The following is a 19,948-nucleotide window of genomic DNA, read 5'->3' as shown; positions in this document are numbered from 1 at the left end:
CTTTCTCGGAAAAGGGGCTGTCATATGCTGAAAAGTTTCTTATGTGATGATTCCATGCAAAATACCTTCATCAAACAAATTTATGCGTACATACACCACCGCGGACCAGTATCTCGTGCTGAACTCATTGAAAAGCTACATTTAAACAGAGGAAAAGTCACCCGCTCGCTTAAATATTTACTCGATCATCAGTTCATTTATATCACTGGTCACGCAGATTCAGGCGGCGGCCGTCCGGCTGCGCTTTATCAGCTTCATCCAGCGAGCGGCTATGTTATTGGCGTCCAAATCACCCGCTATCAAACCAATATTGGACTATTTAATGTGTTATTTGAAAAATTAGCCCAAGATACGGTTATCATGACGACTGAACATACCCCAGCGGTGACGCTTCAATCAGTGGTACAGTCAATTAAAAAAATTCTCCATGACCGTGGCATCGATCAGCGTGATGTGTTAGGCGTTGGTGCAGGCGCTATTGGTCCTCTCGATAGAAAGAAAGGGATGATTTTACAACCTGAGACGTTTATCGCTTCTGGATGGGAATACGTTCCAGTGCAGGAAACATTAGAGAAGGAACTGCAGGTCCCAGTGCTTGTTGAAAATGGCGCAAATGTAGGAGCTTTAGGAGAGTATCATGCCCACCAGTATTATCCGAACGTGTTAAATGTAACATCAGGCTGGGCATGGGGCTGCGGAGTAATTCAAAACGGCTCGATTATGCATGTCCGAAGCGGTGATGTGAGCAGATATGGACACATGACAGTAAACTTGCACGGGAAACGCTGTTCTTGTGGGAAACATGGCTGTGCGGTTGCCTACACGTCTTTGTATAATATACTAGATTGCATCAAAGAAGAAATGCCTGATTATTATAACCAACACATTGGCAAGCGCCGTGTTGTTCAAATTGATGAACTAATACCATTTTTACGAAACGGCGGTGAAAATCTGAAACAAATTATATACAGCACTGCACCATACTTAGGGGCTGGAGTAGCCAATCTTGCAACGGCGTTTCATGCAGACCTCATTGTATTAAACGGACCGCTTATTAATTATTACCCGGGCTTTTTCGAAGAAGTTCAAAGACAAGTCCAGAACCACATGGATATCAAACAGCGTACAACAATCTCAAAAGGAACCTATGCCGGGGATTCTGGCATGATGGGTGCAGCATTGTTCATGTTTCAGCATTGGTTAACAGAAACAAACCCCCGGTAATATATAATTTTATAACGTCTGCTGGGATAAGTTTCTTCTTTCTGATTGCATGGCTTTTTCAGCTCGTTTGCTGCAGGCAGCGCATTAAGCTTAGCGGGAAACGTCCCCCGATGGCCTTTCAGCTGCTGCTTGTCCCACTACGCAGCATTTGCATGAGAACTTGATTCATTTTGTGCAATAGAAAAGCGCAAGCATCTTGAAAGCTGGAAAATATGAAAAAGCCCGGGCGCAATATCGCTCGGGCTCTCTTTGCTTCTGGCGGAAAAGTGCTTTCGGTTCCTTGTTTTTCTTCATAAAAATTATCGATGACGAAGGTCTTCTACTCGGCGAGACTTCATTTCGAATCGCGGGAGTGCGCCGTCTGCTACATGTTCTAGTTCGACACGCAAACCAAGACGCTCTCTTAAAAGCAATTTTAATTCTCCGTCCACAGCGTCGTCTCCTTCAATTTGTACTTTCACTTGATCCATGTCATTTTCTGTATAGTAAACAATTCTAAATTCGGTAACGCTTTCAAACTCGCGTACAATCGCCTCAATGGATTGCGGGAAAATATTAATACCGCGAATAACGACCATATCGTCTTTTCTGCCCACGATACCCTTTGGCAAGAAACGATAAGGATTACCGCAAGCACACTTCTCACTAGAGTTAATCACAATATCCCCTGTCCGGTAACGAATAAGCGGGTAACCATATCTTCCTAAATTCGTTAAAACAAGTTCACCGCGTTCTCCTTCCTGTACAGGCTTTCCTGTATCTGGATCAATGACTTCGGCAATAAACTCTGCTTCGTTGATATGAATGCCCTTTTGTTCCGAACAAGCATACCCATAAGCCCCCATCTCTGTCATGCCGACATGGTCATACAGTGTAGCACCCCAGCTTTTTTCAATAGACTCTCGAACAGATGGGATAGATCCCCCAGGCTCACCTGCCGTAATAATAGTCTTGATAGTAGAAGATGCAAGATCCATATGATGCTTTTCAGCCACTTCAGCTAAATGCAAGGCATAACTTGGCGTACACGTCAACACTGTGGCCTGGTTCTCCTGCATGCTGTACAAACGTTCTTTTGAAGACTGGCCGCCGCCTGGAATAACTAAACAGCCTTTATCTTTTCCGCCTTGATAGGCTCCCCAAAACCCAACAAAAGGTCCGAATGAGAACGCCAAGAAGATGGTATCGTCTTCTGTAACACCGCTGCTTCTATACACTTCCTGCCAGCATCTGCTCCACCAATCCCAGCTCTCTTTCGTATCAAGAACGCGAATAGGATTACCTGTCGTTCCTGATGTTTGGTGGTACTCTACATAACTAGCCAATGGATACGAATGGTTCTTCCCGTAAGGAGGATACAGTTTCTGATCTTCAGCCAGCTCTTGTTTTGTGGTAAACGGCAGAGATTCTAACCCTTTTTCATCTTTTATGGGAAACGTCACATCTTTGAATTTTTTTTGATAGAATTCATTGTTTTGGGATGTAAATAATAATAGTTGGTTTAAGCGCTGTAATTGATAAGACTTCAATTCCATTCCAGTCTCATATAAAGGATACAATTCCGCTGTAGACATCTTATTTTCCCCTCCCTAATTTGTAATTTCATCTATCTATAATCTTATAAAGCGTTTACAATAAAAGAAAGGCTATTTTTCTTTTATATGGAACTATTCAAAATATGCACTATCTTTCATCAATATCTTGCTAATTATTTGCCTGCAAGCATCTTCTGAAGGAGGGACACTGCATGAAAAAAGCACCATCTAAACGAAAACATACTTCGTTAGAGAATGCTTTGCGAGCATTAAAAAGTTTTTCTGAAGAAGAACCAGAACTTGGTGTCAGCGAACTCGCTGAGAAATTGGGGCTGGCACTCAGCACAACACACCGCCTATTAGCCACTCTCGCTGAAGAAGATTTTGTGGTGAAGAATCCAGCCACCAATAAATACACTATAGGCCTCTCTGTTCTTCAATTGACCAATACAGTAACCGAGCAGATAAAAATAATCAAAGAATCTTACCCTATCTTGAAACAATTAACCGAGGATACTGGGGAAAGTTCGCATGTCGGAATTCTAGATGGCAGTCAAGTTATTTATTTGCAAAAAGTTGATGGTATTTATCCGGTAAAACTAGACTCTTACCTTGGCAAGCGAAACCCGATACATTGTACGAGTTCAGGCCAGATTATTTTAGCTTTTCAGCCAGATCATATCGTAGAGGAAATACTTCAGCCGCCTCTGCCGACATATACGCCTTTTACATTAACGAATAAACATGATATCTATGAAAAATTAAAAAAAGCCCGGCAAATGGGAGTTGTAACGAGCGACCAAGAATTCAGGCATAATATCTACTCCATTGGCGCTCCCATTTATAAAGACAGCCGGCACGTTGTTGCTTCGATTAATATTGCCGGTCCTGTTAAGCGCATTTTGCCGCATAAAAAATATTGCATTGAAAAAGTCTTGCGTGCAAGCAAAGAACTGTCCACTATTATACAGAGACGCTCATGAGGTGATATCTATGCAGAACAGCACAACAAGAGATAAATACCGGCTTTCTTCTGTCCGCAATGCGATGAAAATATTACAGCTGTACAAGCACAGCAGCAAAAAAGATTTTGGCGTTGCCGAAATTGCCAGACATACAGGACTGCCAAAGAGCACTGCTCACCGGCTGATTTCTACATTACGAAAAGAAGGGTTTTTATCTCAGCATCCTCGTACAGGCCAGTACCGCTTAGGCCTTTCTCTGCTCACATTAGGCGGTGTTGTGTCGGTACACAAAGAAATTTATAAAGACGCCTTTCCTATTTTAGAGTCTCTAGTAAAAGATATCGGTGAAACATGCCATATTTGTTTATTAGAAAAAGAACAAGTTGTTTATTTTTACCGTGTGAAACGAAAAAACCCGGAACGTTTAATAACAGATATTGGCCGGAAAAACCCCATCCACTGTACAAGTGAAGGCCTTGTATTACTGGCTTATCAAGAAGAAGCATTTGTGGATCATATTATTGAGCAAGGCCTCCATCGCTACACAGATAACACCATAACGGATGGGGAACATTTAAAAGAAACGCTGCACAAAATCAGAGAACAAGGATATGCTGTCAGCAAAGAACAATATTTTCCGAACTATGCAGGCATTGCCGTGCCCATTCGGGATTATTCCTCAAACGTTGTATCATCGCTTGCCACCATTGGTCCGACAACGCGAATTTCGGAAAACAGCTACAACCGCTATATTAACACTTTAAAACACACTGCCCGTGACATATCAGAGGAACTGGGCTATTTTGGCTCCTAAATCAGAAAAGCGCAGGCACCAAGATTTTAGCCGATACAAGTGACGGCCTTTGCACGTATACAGCTTTTCTCATCATGATAATGACATCAAGGGGATATATGCTTTCCTATCCATGCAAAAAGAGAACCGCGGCTCACCTGCACGCTGGTTCTCTTTTCCAATATTTATCCTGCATCTCTTAAAGGACAAAAATCGTTTCTTTTTTTAATCCTAATGGCACGTGGCCTGATTCTAATATTTCAACCAAAGGTAAAAACGGGTTATCTTTCATCCCATCGAGATCAGCTGCCGCTTCCCATAGACAGGCTAATACGCTGATATACATCGCATGCCCTGTAAAAAATCCTGTTGTTTTTTCATCTTCAAATAATTGATAGGCTCCTGCAAATGACCCGTGATACACAAGTTCTGGAATGTTATAAACAATGTCATCAACCACTGTTTCCCTATTTACTTCGTCCATTTTTGCTTTGATTGTGTCAGGAACTTCTTTCAGCTGCTCCCAAATCGAACTTTCTTCAAGAGCCAGGCTGGCAATGGCGTCAGCCGCTTCGCCAGGCTTTATCCATTCTATTTGATACGTCGACACACCTAACTGTTTCATGCTTTCGGCAAGCTTTTCTTCTACTGCCTTGTCTTGCTCCCCCGCCTTTTGGTACCAGTCAATGTCAGCTAAGCGTTCAATCAGGCTGGCTACATTTTCACCATTATTGCCGTATCGCTTCGTATCAGCAAGTTCTACCGCTACCGCCACATCTCTCACTCCTCTGCCTTTTTTAGATACCATTCTGTTTGTTGATACTGTTGTTGTGACTGCACGATTGTCGGACGCATTCCACAAACACCGGCTCTGCTTTCCGCGACGTAACTCTCCGTCCGTCTCACATGATGCTTGAGTCATGCTTCTCTCCCAAGCGCCGCCACCTGCAGCTTGTTACATGAATAACCGTCATCTAGCACAGAGACTAGTATTTTGTTGTTAACTCAGGAGGTCCGAACTTTGGACCATATGGGCCTTCATCCAGCCAGCGTCCAAGTTTTGGAGCAACAGACGTTAGAGAAGCCGCCACTTCACGTTTTGCGTTCATTTCAGGAGCGTTTCCTTGCAAGTGGTGCAGCGCAGTTGTTGATCCATCACGGTTCCATTTAGCCGCAATTCTTCTTTCTTTTGCTGCTGCATCAATAGCTTCTTTACGCTCTGATTCATTCTTGGCTTGAAGTGCCTTTTCCATGCCATTTACAGCAATGATTGCATCTGGAACACCTGAATTTAAGCCGCGGGCACCAAATGGAGCAAACAAGTGAGCCGCTTCCCCAGCTAAAAGGACACGTCGGTTATCATCGGTAAAGGAATTAGCGACTACTTGGTGGAATCGATAAGACGATACCCATGTAATACGGTCTTTATATTTTTCCGGCATCACATTTGGGAGCCATTTTTTCACGCCTTCGATATCTTTATATTCCTCCGGATCATCATCTTCGAGCAGCTGCAAGTCAACTCTCCAGCCGCCTTTAAACGGAACGTGCATAACATTTCGTCCACCCATTGCCGGGTGCTGATAATGGAACACTCTCTCCAGCGGCAGTGGATCGTTTTCATCCTCTTTAATATCAACAACGAGGAATGTATCAGCTGTACGCGGTCCCTCAAACTTCAAGCCGGTTGTCTGACGAACCACGGAACGTCCTCCGTCCGCACCGATAACATAATCAGCTTCCCATTCATCACCAGACTCGGTTACAATCGTTACACCATCTTCATGAGTGCGGCATTCTTTCACAGGCGTATCCCATTCAAAACGCACACCAGCTTTCACACAAGCATCATAGATATGACTTTCAATTTCGTCTTGGTGAAGCGCTGTAAATGGAGGTAAATTGTGCGGGTCCTCTGTATTTGTCAATCCGTAATCTCTTTTGTATACTTCTTTTCCTTTGTACAGTGTTCGTTTAATTGGCCATACAATGCCGTTTCGTGCAAGTGTAAAACCAAGTCCTTTTGACGATTCTTCCAACAACTTTAATGAAGCTTTGTGCAAAAAGATTGCTCGGCTTCCTGGACGTGGATGACCATACGGGTCTGCCTCTAACACAACACAAGAAATTCCCTTTTCTTTTAAAGTTAATGCTGCTGTTAAACCGACCGGGCCGGCACCGACTACAATTACAGAGTGCTTTTTCGTATTTTCTGCCATATCTGCTCATCCTTTCTAATTATAGTATCCTGTAAACGTTTTCTAATTGTATTATAAAAAGTTTTGGCGCTTATGCGTAGCAATGTATTCTTCTATGTGGTACGTTTAAAATTTATTTCGAGAGTAGATAAATGTGTTAAAATGACACAAACGAAGAAAACAAGGAAGGTATGGGTCCATGGCAGAAAAGAAAAATACGCAAGTACAATCACTTCTTGTCGGCTTCTCGATTATCGATTTAATGGTCGAACGCGGAATACCGATGAAATTTAATGATATACACCATGAAACCAAGATCACAAAGAGTAATCTTTATAAGTACTTACATACATTAACCTCACTGGGCATATTGCACAGAGACGACAATACAGGCATGTATACGCTTGGGAGCACATTAATTCAATATGGCATGGCTGCTGTTAATAAAGAGGATGTTGTGACAAAAACGAATTCATTTTTACAACAAATTAATTTGAAAACGAAAGAAACAACCTTACTCACGGTGTGGACGCAGTCAGGGCCAATGATTACAAAAATGATTCATAGCAGCCTCGGCTTAAATTTAGGCGGTCAAGTAGGATCCATTCTTCCTATTCAGTCAGCCGCTGGTAAATTGTTTGCTGCTTTTATGAACAATCCAATGATAGAAGCCTGGAAGAATGACCAGCAAGCAAATTGGGATAAAAAGGACCGGCAATGGCTTGATGAAGAGCTGGACATCATTCAAGAGCAAAAAATTTCCTTTGCAAAGGAAGCATTAGCTTCTTCTATTTCTTCTGTGGCGATTCCGATCTTTAATTACAATGACGATATTATAGGCAGCATTATCGTTGTTGGTTTTGCAGATGCCATTCCGCAATCAACTGACCATGAGTTAAGTCTGTACTTGCTTGAAAAGAGCAAAGAGGTATCATCTGTATTCGGGGGAAAGCTCTAAACCGCCAAAAACCAGCTGGTACTGCGTACAGTTTCAATGCGGATGCTGATGCGCTTGCCCACATACGAAATGCTGCGGCACGCTTCCGTTGATTTCCCGGTGTCTCTCACGCAAAAAAGCTGTTCCAGTGTGTTCTGGAACAGCTTTTCTTATAAAATCAAGAACATGTTAATCATTTTCTGTTTATCCTAAGAGAACATCCTGTATGTGTGCAGGCATGGCTGCTGCTTTTGGCGGAGCGCCGTCTTCTGCTTTTGTCCATGCCCGCTTTTCATATCCTTCTGCTACTACGTGATCACCTTTTTTAAATTGATGTGTGATAGTAAAAACTTTCTTGTTAATTTCTGTTACTTCCGAGTGGATACTAACTCTATCATCATATTCCAATGGTGATTTAAACTGACAAAATGTTTCTAACAATGGAAGGATAATATTCTCTTCTTTTTGCAGCGACAATATCGATAAATCAGCTGCAGCAAACAGCTCATGAGTTGCTTGGTCCATCCATTTATAAAAGTTTGGATAAAACACAATAGCTGCGGCATCTGTGTCTCCCCAAGTCACCTTAATATCATAAATGTTTTTCACCTTTTACTCCTCCTCGATGGCATCCCCTGCTGTCACTGGTACAGTAAATTCACCTACATTTTCTACTTGAATGCGAACGTTATCACCGTCTTGAATCGGGCCGACTCCTTCTGGGGTTCCTGTCGCAATAATATCGCCTGGATATAATGTCATGTTTTGGGTGGCTGCTTCAAAACATTTATAGCAGTCATAGATTAAATGTTTCGTGCTTCCGTCTTGGCGAATCTCATCATTTACCCACAACTTTAAATCCAAATTATTTGGATCTTCGATTTCATCTGCTGTCACCATCCACGGGCCAATCGGTGTGAACGTATCAAATGATTTGCGCCACGTTCGTTCTTCATTACCGCGTATGGAAATGTCTAATAAAGCAAAATAACCAAAAATGTAATCTTTGGCTTCTGATGCTTTTACATTTCGTGCTTTTTTGCCAACCACAAAACCCAGTTCTGCCTCATGGTCGGTGCGTCGACCTTTCAGCGGCAGACGAATAGGTTCTTCCGGTCCTGAAAGAGAGGACGGGGATTTCAAAAACAATTTTAATTCTTCAATCGTACGTGGAGCGTTATTAAACTGTTTGTTCATCTCTTCTTGGTGTTTTTGATAATTAACAGGCGCAGCCCAAATTTTACCGGTAGAAGGAACTGGTGCCTGTAACGTCACATCAGCCAGATTATATGTTTTTTCTTTGTTGTCAGCCAATTCCAAATCTTTTTTGTATGCATCGAAGTTTTCCATTACGTATACCAATGATTCAAACGGGGACTCAGAATTCCAGTTAACAATGTCTGATACATCCGTAATTGTATCGCCTTTTACAACTCCAAACAACTGATTATTAAAAATAGCTAGTTTCATCGTTTCACCTCTAGTGTTTTCATTTTACATGCTGTCGGATGGCTGAAAGACTTTTTCAATCGGTTGATGCCCATTGTTGTCTTTGTATTCATCACCAAATTCCAACTCCAGCTTTTCCATCACCGGCTTATCATTAATAGAGAACAAGTGAGCATCTTCCTGGCCTTCATTGACATGTTCATGCCAGCTGTATGGCGGCAGAATAAAAAAGTCTCCTTTTTCCCATTCAAATTTTTCTCCATCTATTACAGTATAACCGCTTCCTTCTAACACATGGTAGATACAGCTGTGCACATGACGGTGCGATTTTGTATGCTGTCCTGGCAGGAGTTTTTGCATCATCGTGCCAATCCGGGAATCAGCAGGCCCGCCCGTTGTAGGGTTAATATACTCAATCGCATACCCGTCAAATGGGTCCTCGTTATCTGTTGATTTGCTTAGCTGCTCTAGCTCATACTGTGCTCTTTCCCACGTGTAATTGAAAATTGGGGATGGATATCCCGGTTTTACTGTTTCTCCTTTTGCCGCAAAAGCTCCTCCAGTCAGCTTTTTCGTCGAATAGTTTTCAGGCGGTTCTTCTGGGTAAAAACCTCCTTCATATGGTTCAAAAAACGATGCCGCGAGCGTACGCACTAACCCTACATCAAGGCCATCCATCCAAAACATTGGTTCTGTACCTTCATGCTTGTGCTCATGCCACGTCCAAGCCGGTGTTAAAATCATGTCACCCCGCTTCATGTAAGACCGCTCTCCATTTACAGCTGTATACGCTCCTCCGTCACCTTCAATGATAAAGCGAATAGCCGTTTGAGAGTGATGATGGGATGGAGCCATTTCTCCTGGCAGCAGCAGCTGGATGCCGGCATATAACGTGTGTGTCCCATATCCTACCAATCCGCGCTTTAACAAGCTTGGATTTTGTAAATAGACAACTCGGCGCTCTGCATCTTTACCAGGCTCTAGCAAATCTCCCGCTGTCATCGCATAATCACGTATCGTTTTCCATTTCCATAAATACGGTTCCACATCATGAACAGGCTCCTTTGTCACCATATGTCCCAAATCATGCCACAGCGGCCCGATTGAATCGTTTTTCATGTTTTCATAATACTGCTTTACTTCTGCCTCACTGAATACTTGTTTGTTCATGCCAGCACGCTCCTTTTTAAAGCACAAATAACAATTCCAAAATAAGAGAACTTAATTACTTATTTATGATAATATAGAATATCTTCTGTTTTTGTCAATAGATAAACCTATATTTATGTAAACGTTTAACAGCCTAACACAATCTTTTTCAACGAAAACAGAAACCGTTCTGTCATAAAAAATTGCCATCCTCCTTCCAGAAGAGGGGGGTGGCAATTTTTTGTCTATTCCCTTGTTTTACTTTAATTCCGTTTCCAATTCCTGTTTCATTTGCTTTTGCAGTGCTATCCTGCTTATTTTCCCCGAAGCTGTCATAGGAAGCGAAGGTACGAATACAAATTTATCCGGAACTTTATAATACGCTACTTTATCACGAATGAACGAACGCATGTCATCTTCTGTTGCTGCTTTTTCCTCTTTCAACTTGATTACAGCACAGCTGACCTCTCCTAAAACACTGTCTGGAAGCCCTATAATTGCCACTTCTGAAACAGCTTGATGTTTGTAGAAATATTCTTCTACCTCACGCGGATAAATATTATAGCCGCCCCGGATGATTAAATCTTTTTTTCTGCCGGCAATTCGAACATATCCATCCTCATCCATCGTTCCTAAATCTCCGGTAGCGTACCAGCCGTCGCTGCTTAATACTTCGCTCGTTTTTTCCGGCATTTCATAGTATCCTTTCATAATACCAGGTGTTCTTGCGACTATTTCTCCTACTTCTCCTGGTTTCACAGACTCACGAGACTGCTGTTCTACGATTTTCAATTCTACACCTGGCATCGCCTTCCCTACAGTTTCAGCACGAAGTTCATCCGGATCATCAAACGTCGTAGCCGTTAAGCAAGGAGATGCCTCTGTCATTCCGTATGATACGAGAATCTCACAATTCATTTCTTTTCTAATTTTTTTGACAATTTCTTCTGGAACAGGAGCTGCCGCAGCAATTCCGGTTCTTAGCGATGTTAAATCATACGTTTGCAAGCGAGGATGGTTTAACTCTAAGATAAACATTGTCGGCACCCCATGATGAACGGTAACTCTCTCTTGTTCAATTAATTGCAGTGCTTTTTCTGCTTTAAACGACTCCAGCAATACAATTTTTGAACTGGCCGCTGCTGCTGTTAAAATACTTGGGACCATTCCAAATATGTGAAACAGGGGAACCGGCACTAAAAAGACGTCATCAGAGGTACATTCCATGAACTCACTTGTCATTTCAGCTGTCGTTACGACATTATAATGCGTCAAAACAGCACCTTTCGGCTTTCCGGTTGTACCAGATGTGTACATGATGGCAAACGGCTGTTTTGAGGACACATCTGGAAGTTCTCTGTCCTGCCCCTGTCCGTAGTCGACAAGCGAATGATAAGAATGCGCACGCTCGTGTTCAAACCGGACAGTAATGAAATGCTCTACATACTTGCTTTTTTCGGAAATACGGAAAAAGTGCTCTGCCAGCGGATTATCCTCTGCTGATTCACAAAAAAAAGCAGCTTTGACTTTAGCGTTTGTTAAAATATACTCCATTTCAGTCTCTTTATATTTTGTGTTCAGCGGAACAATCACTGCCCCGATTTTTGATAGTGTAAATAACACAACGGTAAATTCATGCCAGTTTGGCAGACTGACAGCGACGTGGTCACCTTTTTCTACTCCTAAACTGAGCAGAGCCTGTGCCAGTGCAGCACTTTCTTTTTCTAATTCCGCATAGGACAGCCTTCGTGTTCCATCATACACTGCTTCCTGGTTTGGGTGACGTTCTGCCCCGCGTTTTAATAGTTCATGAGCAGCAGGAACAAGAGAATAATCTTTCATAGCTATCAGCCAACCCCTTCTTTTTGATTTTTGCCGGTCTTTATCAGCTGTTTCTGCTAATGTTATCTGCAATATCCCGCTTTTCTTTTTGCACGTCTATATCGCTTTGCTTCACTTTATCTAGGAGCTCTGTTGTTTTCAGGAGGACGTTTTCTCCTGATTGTTTCATTTCTAACAGCACTCTTACAGCGGATTCTGACACTGCTTCCAGCGTAAAAATTCTCACAAGCCGCTCACTTTGTTCGGTATTTTTATGGTTATGGAGAATTTGTTTTTCTACGCGGACAAGGCTGCTTTCCACCGCATATACAGCTTTTATTAAGTCTGCTAACAGGGCTTGCATTTGCTGGTCTTCATGCACCCCCTTCTCTTTCCCATAAGTGACGATCAAACTCGTTATCTCCCGTAATAAATGAAGCAGGGACCACTCATAATCTAAACGATCCGACTGTCTTCCTTCTATCTCCCGTTCTGCCGGAAACCCTTCTTCTGCTTGAAGTGCTGTGCTCGCAGCTACTACGCGGTTGATTTCATTCGTACCTTCAAAAATTCGGTTGATTCTCGCGTCCCGGTACAGTGTTTCTATTTCATATTCCGAGATATATCCATATCCCCCATGCATTTGCAATGCTTCATCTACGACATAATCGAGCATTTCAGAAGCGAAAATTTTGTTAACAGAACATTCTTGTGCATAGTTTTTTAATAGTTGATGAAACTTAATACCATGTTCCTTTCCAAACTGTGCACCTTTTTCTAGTTCCCCTGCTGTCCGATAAACCATACTCTCTGCAGCAAATAGTTTACTAGCCATCACAGCAATCTTTTCCTTGATTAATGGAAAGTCAGCTAAAGAGCGTTGAAACTGTTTTCTTTCTGTTACATAATTGACTGCTAATTCCAGCGCCCGTTTGGCGCTTCCTACACAACTGGCAGAAATTTTATGACGGCCGATATTTAAAATGTTAAAGGCAATGCGATGTCCTTTCCCGATATCACCGAGCACATTTTCAACCGGAACTTTCACATCTTCTAAAATGAGAGAAGCAGTAGATGATCCTTTTAAACCCATCTTTTGTTCTTCTGCACCTATTGTTAAACCTTCTGTATCACGTTCAACAATAAATACCGTAAACTTTTCTCCATCCACTTTTGCATACAATACAAAAAAATCAGCAAACCTAGAGTTTGTAATGAATTGTTTCTCTCCATTTATTACATAATATTGGCAATCCTCCGACAAATAAGCGGTCGTTTTAATGCTGACAGCGTCTGTCCCCGCTGCAGGTTCTGTCAGTGCATAGGCGCCAATTTTCTCTCCTGTCATCACATCTGGCAAGTATTTTTGCTGCTGTTCTTTTGTACCGTACAAAACAATAGGAAGAGAGCCAATGCCTACTTGACCTCCATACGTCACGGAAAATGACCGGGCTTTTGCCATTTTTTCCATAATAATAACGGAACTGATTTTATCTAACGCAAGACCTCCACAATCTTCTGGAATATCGACTCCTAAAAGCCCTAGTTCCCCTGCTTTTTTCAATAGATCCACAGACGGTTGAAACTGCTGCTTTTCCATCTCAGGCAGAACAGGCATTACCTCTTGTTCTACGAAACTGTCAACCGTCGATGCCATCAGTTCATGTTCTTCGCTAAAGTCTTCTACTGTAAACGTATCGTTAATGTGAACAGTATTGTAGAATGCATTGCCTTGAAAAGTTTGTGTTGTTTTTTCCATTCCATCCGCCTCCTATACATGTCATTAGTGTTTAACCAGCATCTTTTTCTAACGTTTCATCTTCATGGGAACCCTCTTTTTTGAACAGAGAAGAGCGTTGAATGAAGAAATAAAGCACCAGCCCTGCTGCAAGACCGTATGCAGCCCCATACACTGCTAAAACAATCGCCATCACACCGGCTACTCCAATCTCAGCTTCTGTTCTTACCTGCTGTATTCCAATGTTGATACAAAGATATCCAGTAAGAATGAGCGTAATAGATAAAGCAATTGGCAAGAAAGGCTGAAACAGCGTAACGAGCGGAAGAATGAATATAGCCAGGGCAAGAGAGATAAGCAGCGAATTTGTCCCTGAAAAAATTGAATCCATGGCGCGTCTTCCAAACGTATAACGCTCCGCGACAGATGCTGTCCCTGCTGTAAAAATAGGGCCTGCCAGTCCGGGATGCGGCAAGAATAAAGAGTGCAGAAAGTTACGTACAAATGTCAGTACGTGTACTTGGTTTAGATCATATCGGATTTTTTCATCTCTTCGGGAATTGTTTGCGCGCTCAATTAACTTTTGCCCGACCACAATATCTCCGTATGCAATAATGTAAGCGAGAACCGCTGTAGGAAATGCTGCTAAGAACAATTCTGCTCCCGGGAAACCGACAGCAAACGGGCTGACTCCCCACATTTCCGAAAGCGACGGAACGGTGATGCCCCACTCTATCTGCGGAGACGGGTATTCACTGCTCACCCAGCCAATAATCATTGCTACAACCACAGCAGGCATAATGCCGTAGTTTGCAATAAATTTGAGCACTTTATTTTTTTGATATATTCGTTTAAATGAAAGAGAAAACATAATGTATAAACACAACAAACCACCTGCAATTAACGTAATGGGTGTTTCAGCTAAACGTCCTCCCTCTTCGATTTCCGTCATAATCGCTGTGATACCTGCCCCTATTAAAATCCCGGCTTTCAAAGAAGTGGGCAGTTTCGTAATAAATGTTCGACCAAGTCCTGTAATACCTAGCACAAGAAATATAACAGCTACTAATAGTTGAACGGCAATCAGTGCTTGAATAGCCTGTGGCCCGGGTTCAAAATCACTTAAAAACAATACAAGTACCGGAATCAACGGGGTAATAAAACCTGTAACAAACGGCACGCCAAACATAGGCGGAATCAGCATTAAAAACTGACTAAAAATTGTTACCGTTAATGCAGCTTGATAAGACATCCCAACAACATTTGTCATGATTTCAATCATACTGAGGCCAATTGTGAAAATAACCAGCCCTTGTATCAGCTCAGGTGCTTCTAGACGATAGTGAATAAATGGCAGCCGCATTTTGTATTTCCCAACCGGCCAATAAGGCTGTTCCCCGCCATCCTTACGTTTATAAAGCGCCATGCTCGTCACCCCTTTATTTTTAAAGCGTTTTCATTTTTATGCGTTTATGTGCTCTAATACTTGCTCTTTGAGTTTCCCTTTTTGAATTTTTCCGCTGGCAGTTACTGGGAACTCAGAAGAAAATAATATGTTCTCAGGCACTTTATACGTAGCGATTCTTTCTGCGACGTATTGTTTAATATCATCTTCTGTGCATGATCGCTCCGGCTTCAATTGAATAACAGCACATGCTCTTTCTCCTAAGACATCATCGGGCAGCCCTATCACAGCGGCCTCGCTTATTTCTGGATGCTTTAAAAGAACAGCTTCAATTTCTTGCGGGTAAATGTTTAATCCACCCCGGATAATGAGTTCTTTTTGGCGGCCAACAAATCGTACATTTCCTTTCTCATCTAATATTCCAAGGTCCCCTGTATAAAACCATCCTTCATCATCAAGAACTTCCCTTGTTTTTTCAGGCATTTGGTAGTATCCCTTCATGTTTCCGAAGCTGTATACCGCTATTTCACCAACTTCTCCTGGAGGAAGCGGCTTTCGGTTTTCATCCACAATGTTTACAGTGATTCCAGGCAAAGGCCTTCCTACTGTTTCGGTGATCGTTTTTTCGTCATCATCGTGCCGCGTAATCGTCACACTTCCTGTTTCTGTGATACCAAATGACTGACAAAGTTCAAAATTCATTTCTTTCCTAATTTTCTGAACTTGTTCAGGCGATATAGGGGCAGCACCTACCATTCCCGTCCGCAGGGTGGACAAATCATAGTTGATAAAATCCTCTTGGTCCAATTCTTTTAAAAACATCGTCGGCACGCCTTGATGAACGGTAACCTGTTCTTTTTCAATTAGTTGAAGCACAGTTTTTGGATGGTATTTTTCGAGCAAAATCATCCTGGCTCCCGAAGCAATGGCCGTCATGACATTGCATGTAATACCAAAAATATGGAACAGCGGCGCCGGAACAATGAAAACATCATTTTCATTACAGTGCATTTCTTCCGATACGGTAAAAGCACATTGTACGACGCTGCGATGAACGGTCATAACACCCTTTGGCATTCCTGTCGTTCCAGACGTATAGAGAATACAAAACACATCTTCATCAACGTCGATCGGCTCACGAACCATCTCCTTTTCATTCCGGTCAATTATTTCGCTATACGAAAGCATTCCTTTATGTTTAAAACGAACCGCTATCACATGGTGAACAAGTGATGCAGCCTGTGACAGGCTCACCTGCTTTTCAAATGCACGGGAAATAAATAAAACGTGAGGCTTGGAGTTTTCAAGGATATATTCAATTTCATGTGATCGATACATCGGGTTAAAAGGTACCAGCGTCGCTCCAATCTTTGCTGCAGCAAAGAAAAGGACAACTGTTTCATTCCAATTAGGCAGGCATATACCAATACGGTCTCCTCTGGCCACTCCAAGCTCTTTCAGTCCCGCAGCCAAGCGGCCGCTTTCTGTATCCAGCTCTTGATATGTCATTCGTCTCTTTAAATCAAACAGCGCTTCTTTTTCTCCATATATTTTTGCTGCATGCATTAATGTTTGTGAAACAGACCAATCTTTCGGATTCAAGGCTTACACTCCCCTTTCAACACGCACAGGCGGTAAGAAAAACGCAAGCGCCTTGGTCACGATCGATTCACTCTCGAGGACCCGGCTGATTGTTTCTTTCCAAAACGAATCAGAAGAATCTCGGGCGAGCAGGTGCTTGCGCCAGACCATGAAAACGCCAACTTTGATACTTTCTCACCTTCTGAAAGGGAAACAGCAGTGCTGTCCCCTTACTTGCTTTTTTATGATATGCTCTCCCAAATCGCTGCAATCCCTTGACCTCCGCCGATACAGACAGCGGAAACACCATACGCTGCATTTCTTCGTTTTAATTCATAGGCCAGCGTCAATGAAATACGCGTGCCGCTTGCAGCCAGCGGATGGCCGATAGCAACAGCTCCTCCATTTACGTTTCCTTGCTCCAGATCAAACCCAAGCTCTTTTTGACAAGCTAAGTATTGAGCAGAGAAAGCTTCGTTTATTTCAATTAAGCCCAAGTCGCCTAAGGACAAATCTGCCTTTTTCAAAGCGCCTTGAATGGCTGGAACAGGACCGATCCCCATATATTTTGGTTCCACACCAACAACGTCCCAAGCCTTCAAACGTGCTATCGGCGTTAACCCTTTTTGTTCGGCATAGCTTTCCGATGCAATAACTACAGCTGCTGCTCCATCTACCATACCGCTCGCATTACCTGGTGTCACCACTCCGTTTTCTATGAAGCGAGCCTTTAATTTACCGAGCTGTTCCATGCTTGTTTCACGAACATGTTGATCCTCTTCAATCACTTCATCGCCTTTTCTTCCCTTCACGGTAACCGGGACAATTTCTTCTGCTAAATAACCTTTTTCTCTAGCAGCAATAGCCCGTTGATGACTGGCATGCGCATGCTCATCCACTTCTTCGCGGCTGATGCTGTATTTTTCAGCTAAGTTCTCTGCGGTTTCTGCCATGGTGCAGCCAGCATTTGTATCCAGTAAGCCATCCCACAACCAATCTTCCATCTTCGGACCGCCCAGCGGACTTCCCCATCTCATGCCTGGAACAACATGCGGCACTTGACTCATGCTTTCTGTCCCGCCGGCTAATACTACTTGTGCTTCTCCTGCTAGAATGTGGCGGGCACCAGCTAAGATAGCCTCAACCCCCGTTCCGCATACACGATTAATCGTAACAGCGGGTACGTCTTGGCGTGTTCCAGATTTCAGACCAACGTGTCTTGCCAACAAATGTGCATCCTTGCTGGACTGCTGTACGTTGCCAAACACCACATGATCAATATCTTCTGCAGAGATATCGGCTTTCTCTATAGCTCCTTTTGCAGCGTGCACCCCTAGTTCAGTTGCTGTTATCCCGCGAAAAGACCCTGAGATATTTGCAAACGGCGTGCGTGCTCCTTCCAGTAATACAATGCCTTCTGCCATGTCTTTTTTCCTCCTCTCTGCTTTTTATCTTCCTTGAAAGACCGGCTTGCGCTTTTCTGAGAAAGCTGTAAGCCCTTCTTTGGCATCCTCTGACACAAATGCATTACAAAAACAATGGTTTTCTAATGTTAAGCCAGACTCCAAATCAAGGCTTGCTCCAGTATTCACTGCTGTTTTTACCATTTGCAGAGCAACAGGCGGCTGTTCTGTTAATTTTTCTGCCCATTTTTTCGCTTCTTCTACTACTTTTTCAGACTCTACTACTTTGTTTACAAGCTGCAGCTCTTCAGCGCGCTGGGCATCAAACATATCACCAAAATAGAGAAGTTCTTTCGCCACGCCTTGACCAACGATTCGCTGTAAACGCTGTGTTCCGCCTCCGCCCGGAATAATACCAAGGCCAACTTCCGGGAACGCGAACTTCGCTTTTTCCGAACATATACGCAAATCACACACGAGCGCTAATTCCAGGCCGCCGCCTAAAGCAAGACCATTAATGGCAGCAATTACCGGTTTGTTAACGTTTTCAATTTTGGAATATGCGCTTCGGGATTGCTGATTGGATTTATTAATGCCTACTACATCCAAAGAGGCCATTTCATTAATATCAGCGCCAGCAACAAACGCTTTTTCGCCGCTTCCTGTTATAACAATCGCCCGAACATTATCGTTACGGTCTAGTTCATCCATCACATCAGCTAACTCTTGAAATACCTGGCCATTCAGCGGATTCACTGGCGGACGATCAATCGTTACTACTGCAACATTATTTTCTACTTCACAGATAATTGTTTCATAACTCATTGGCATTCCCTCCGTTGGTATTAATTATAATCGTAAAATCCAGCGCCTGCTTTTTTACCGACTCTTCCTGTTCTCATTAATTGTTTCAAATACATTGGCGGTGCAAATCGGTCTTCGTTAAATTCTTGCTGGAAATATTCCATTGTGTGGTATCCAATATCTACCCCTGCAAAGTCCTGCAATGTAAATGGTCCCATTGGATAATTCAATCCAAGAGTTACAGCTTTATCGATATCTTCCGGAGAAGCTACACCTTCTTCAACTAATTTAATGGCTTCAATAAACTGCGGTATCATAATGCGGTTGACAATAAACCCTGGTGTATCTTTTTTCACTTCTACCGGCTCTTTGTTTAACTTTTTAGATAATTCTTTAACCTCTTCTACTGTTTCATCACTCGTATAAAAGCCTCGAACAACTTCGACTAACTTCATGAGCTGTGCTGGATTAAAAAAATGCATGCCCGCTACACGATCCGGACGCTTCGTGGCATTTGCGATTTCTGTAATGGACATAGACGACGTGTTTGTTGCAAGAATAACATCTTCTCTTACGATTTCATCCAATTCAGAAAATACACTTTTTTTGACCTCGATGTCTTCAATTACAGCTTCAATAACAAAATCCGCTTCAGCTGCTGCGTTAATATCTGTCGTTGTTTGAATATTTTCTAATGCCTTTAATTTTTCCTCTTCTGTCATTTTTCCCTTAGAAACACTTTTATCCATAAATGCTTCAATACGAGACAGACCTTTATCTAAAAACTCTTCCTTAATATCTCGTAAAATAACACCATATCCATTCATAGCAGCAAGATTTGCAATACCGCTTCCCATCGATCCTGCCCCTACAACAGCTACTTTTTGAATACTCATTGTTTTCCCCCTCCTGTGTTTTGTTCCATTTTCTACTTTTATTATAAATA

Annotated in this window: 17 protein-coding genes; 4 read left to right on the top strand and 13 right to left on the bottom strand. The window is 42.6% G+C overall.

The features are described from left to right. Window positions 1-24: 24 nt before the first annotated feature. On the top strand, window positions 25-1,224 hold the full coding sequence (locus BLT18_RS03515; RefSeq protein ID WP_091271275.1) for an ROK family transcriptional regulator: 1,200 nt from the start codon (window positions 25-27) through the stop codon (window positions 1,222-1,224). Between the two features lie 299 nt (window positions 1,225-1,523). Here BLT18_RS03515 and BLT18_RS03510 read toward each other — a convergent pair whose 3' ends face one another. Then, window positions 1,524-2,798, bottom strand: coding sequence for a phenylacetate--CoA ligase family protein (locus BLT18_RS03510; protein WP_245705164.1), 1,275 nt, complete (start codon window positions 2,796-2,798; stop codon window positions 1,524-1,526). 173 nt (window positions 2,799-2,971) lie between these two features. Between BLT18_RS03510 and BLT18_RS03505 the strand changes: the two genes are divergently transcribed. Continuing rightward, a complete protein-coding gene (locus tag BLT18_RS03505) occupies window positions 2,972-3,742 on the top strand; it encodes an IclR family transcriptional regulator (protein ID WP_091271273.1) in 771 nt (256 codons plus the stop codon). A 10-nt stretch (window positions 3,743-3,752) separates the two neighbouring features. After that, window positions 3,753-4,538 carry an IclR family transcriptional regulator gene (locus BLT18_RS03500; RefSeq protein WP_091271271.1) on the top strand — a complete coding sequence of 262 codons (786 nt, stop codon included), beginning with the start codon at window positions 3,753-3,755 and terminating at the stop codon, window positions 4,536-4,538. Between the two features lie 178 nt (window positions 4,539-4,716). Here BLT18_RS03500 and BLT18_RS03495 read toward each other — a convergent pair whose 3' ends face one another. Both BLT18_RS03495 and BLT18_RS03490 read right to left on the bottom strand, forming a co-directional pair. Further along, window positions 4,717-5,439 (bottom strand): hypothetical protein, encoded by a 723-nt coding sequence (locus tag BLT18_RS03495; RefSeq protein WP_091271269.1) that lies wholly within the window; start codon window positions 5,437-5,439, stop codon window positions 4,717-4,719. A 64-nt stretch (window positions 5,440-5,503) separates the two neighbouring features. Beyond that, window positions 5,504-6,736, bottom strand: a complete 1,233-nt coding sequence (locus tag BLT18_RS03490) for an FAD-dependent monooxygenase (protein ID WP_091271267.1) — start codon at window positions 6,734-6,736, stop codon at window positions 5,504-5,506. A gap of 178 nt (window positions 6,737-6,914) precedes the next feature. Here BLT18_RS03490 and BLT18_RS03485 point away from each other — a divergent pair, with 178 nt between their 5' ends. After that, entirely contained in the window at window positions 6,915-7,673 is a 759-nt protein-coding gene (locus BLT18_RS03485; protein WP_091271266.1) for an IclR family transcriptional regulator, read from the top strand. Window positions 7,674-7,856: 183 nt separating this feature from the next. Here BLT18_RS03485 and BLT18_RS03480 read toward each other — a convergent pair whose 3' ends face one another. The 10 genes from BLT18_RS03480 to BLT18_RS03435 all read right to left on the bottom strand — a co-directional run bounded on the left by BLT18_RS03480 (window position 7,857) and on the right by BLT18_RS03435 (window position 19,898). Continuing rightward, window positions 7,857-8,261: an acyl-CoA thioesterase gene (locus BLT18_RS03480; RefSeq protein ID WP_091271264.1), complete on the bottom strand. Its 405-nt coding sequence runs from the start codon at window positions 8,259-8,261 to the stop codon at window positions 7,857-7,859. A 3-nt stretch (window positions 8,262-8,264) separates the two neighbouring features. Then, window positions 8,265-9,122 carry a fumarylacetoacetate hydrolase family protein gene (locus BLT18_RS03475; protein ID WP_091271262.1) on the bottom strand — a complete coding sequence of 286 codons (858 nt, stop codon included), beginning with the start codon at window positions 9,120-9,122 and terminating at the stop codon, window positions 8,265-8,267. A gap of 24 nt (window positions 9,123-9,146) precedes the next feature. Further along, on the bottom strand, window positions 9,147-10,271 hold the full coding sequence (locus tag BLT18_RS03470; protein ID WP_091271260.1) for a cupin domain-containing protein: 1,125 nt from the start codon (window positions 10,269-10,271) through the stop codon (window positions 9,147-9,149). A 237-nt stretch (window positions 10,272-10,508) separates the two neighbouring features. Next, entirely contained in the window at window positions 10,509-12,092 is a 1,584-nt protein-coding gene (locus BLT18_RS03465; RefSeq protein ID WP_091271538.1) for a class I adenylate-forming enzyme family protein, read from the bottom strand. 43 nt (window positions 12,093-12,135) lie between these two features. Continuing rightward, complete coding sequence (locus BLT18_RS03460; protein ID WP_091271258.1) at window positions 12,136-13,830, bottom strand: acyl-CoA dehydrogenase family protein; 1,695 nt, start codon at window positions 13,828-13,830, stop codon at window positions 12,136-12,138. A gap of 31 nt (window positions 13,831-13,861) precedes the next feature. Further along, the gene (locus BLT18_RS03455; protein WP_091271257.1) at window positions 13,862-15,235 is read right to left on the bottom strand and encodes a xanthine/uracil/vitamin C permease; all 1,374 of its coding nucleotides are present in this window, start codon (window positions 15,233-15,235) and stop codon (window positions 13,862-13,864) included. 36 nt (window positions 15,236-15,271) lie between these two features. Next, window positions 15,272-16,780 (bottom strand): class I adenylate-forming enzyme family protein, encoded by a 1,509-nt coding sequence (locus BLT18_RS03450; protein WP_091271536.1) that lies wholly within the window; start codon window positions 16,778-16,780, stop codon window positions 15,272-15,274. Between the two features lie 257 nt (window positions 16,781-17,037). Continuing rightward, the gene (locus BLT18_RS03445; protein WP_091271255.1) at window positions 17,038-18,219 is read right to left on the bottom strand and encodes an acetyl-CoA C-acetyltransferase; all 1,182 of its coding nucleotides are present in this window, start codon (window positions 18,217-18,219) and stop codon (window positions 17,038-17,040) included. Between the two features lie 24 nt (window positions 18,220-18,243). After that, a complete protein-coding gene (locus BLT18_RS03440; RefSeq protein ID WP_091271254.1) occupies window positions 18,244-19,023 on the bottom strand; it encodes an enoyl-CoA hydratase-related protein in 780 nt (259 codons plus the stop codon). 20 nt (window positions 19,024-19,043) lie between these two features. Beyond that, window positions 19,044-19,898, bottom strand: a complete 855-nt coding sequence (locus BLT18_RS03435; RefSeq protein WP_091271252.1) for a 3-hydroxyacyl-CoA dehydrogenase family protein — start codon at window positions 19,896-19,898, stop codon at window positions 19,044-19,046. Between the last annotated feature and the right edge of the window lie 50 nt (window positions 19,899-19,948).

This window comes from Alteribacillus persepolensis (genome assembly GCF_900099605.1).
GTDB lineage: Bacteria > Bacillota > Bacilli > Bacillales > Marinococcaceae > Alteribacillus > Alteribacillus persepolensis.
Note: the sequence above shows the minus strand (reverse complement) of the source record. Positions and strands in the feature narration are given on the sequence as shown.

Excerpts from the sequence above, each read along its gene's own strand:
- BLT18_RS03515 (WP_091271275.1), top strand. The coding sequence starts at position 25 with ATGCTGAAAAGTTTCTTATGTGATGATTCCATGCAAAATACCTTCATC.
- BLT18_RS03510 (WP_245705164.1), bottom strand. The coding sequence starts at position 2,798 with ATGTCTACAGCGGAATTGTATCCTTTATATGAGACTGGAATGGAATTG.
- BLT18_RS03505 (WP_091271273.1), top strand. The coding sequence starts at position 2,972 with ATGAAAAAAGCACCATCTAAACGAAAACATACTTCGTTAGAGAATGCT.
- BLT18_RS03500 (WP_091271271.1), top strand. The coding sequence starts at position 3,753 with ATGCAGAACAGCACAACAAGAGATAAATACCGGCTTTCTTCTGTCCGC.
- BLT18_RS03495 (WP_091271269.1), bottom strand. The coding sequence starts at position 5,439 with ATGACTCAAGCATCATGTGAGACGGACGGAGAGTTACGTCGCGGAAAG.
- BLT18_RS03490 (WP_091271267.1), bottom strand. The coding sequence starts at position 6,736 with ATGGCAGAAAATACGAAAAAGCACTCTGTAATTGTAGTCGGTGCCGGC.
- BLT18_RS03485 (WP_091271266.1), top strand. The coding sequence starts at position 6,915 with ATGGCAGAAAAGAAAAATACGCAAGTACAATCACTTCTTGTCGGCTTC.
- BLT18_RS03475 (WP_091271262.1), bottom strand. The coding sequence starts at position 9,122 with ATGAAACTAGCTATTTTTAATAATCAGTTGTTTGGAGTTGTAAAAGGC.
- BLT18_RS03470 (WP_091271260.1), bottom strand. The coding sequence starts at position 10,271 with ATGAACAAACAAGTATTCAGTGAGGCAGAAGTAAAGCAGTATTATGAA.
- BLT18_RS03465 (WP_091271538.1), bottom strand. The coding sequence starts at position 12,092 with ATGAAAGATTATTCTCTTGTTCCTGCTGCTCATGAACTATTAAAACGC.
- BLT18_RS03460 (WP_091271258.1), bottom strand. The coding sequence starts at position 13,830 with ATGGAAAAAACAACACAAACTTTTCAAGGCAATGCATTCTACAATACT.
- BLT18_RS03455 (WP_091271257.1), bottom strand. The coding sequence starts at position 15,235 with ATGGCGCTTTATAAACGTAAGGATGGCGGGGAACAGCCTTATTGGCCG.
- BLT18_RS03450 (WP_091271536.1), bottom strand. The coding sequence starts at position 16,780 with ATGCATGCAGCAAAAATATATGGAGAAAAAGAAGCGCTGTTTGATTTA.
- BLT18_RS03445 (WP_091271255.1), bottom strand. The coding sequence starts at position 18,219 with ATGGCAGAAGGCATTGTATTACTGGAAGGAGCACGCACGCCGTTTGCA.
- BLT18_RS03440 (WP_091271254.1), bottom strand. The coding sequence starts at position 19,023 with ATGAGTTATGAAACAATTATCTGTGAAGTAGAAAATAATGTTGCAGTA.
- BLT18_RS03435 (WP_091271252.1), bottom strand. The coding sequence starts at position 19,898 with ATGAGTATTCAAAAAGTAGCTGTTGTAGGGGCAGGATCGATGGGAAGC.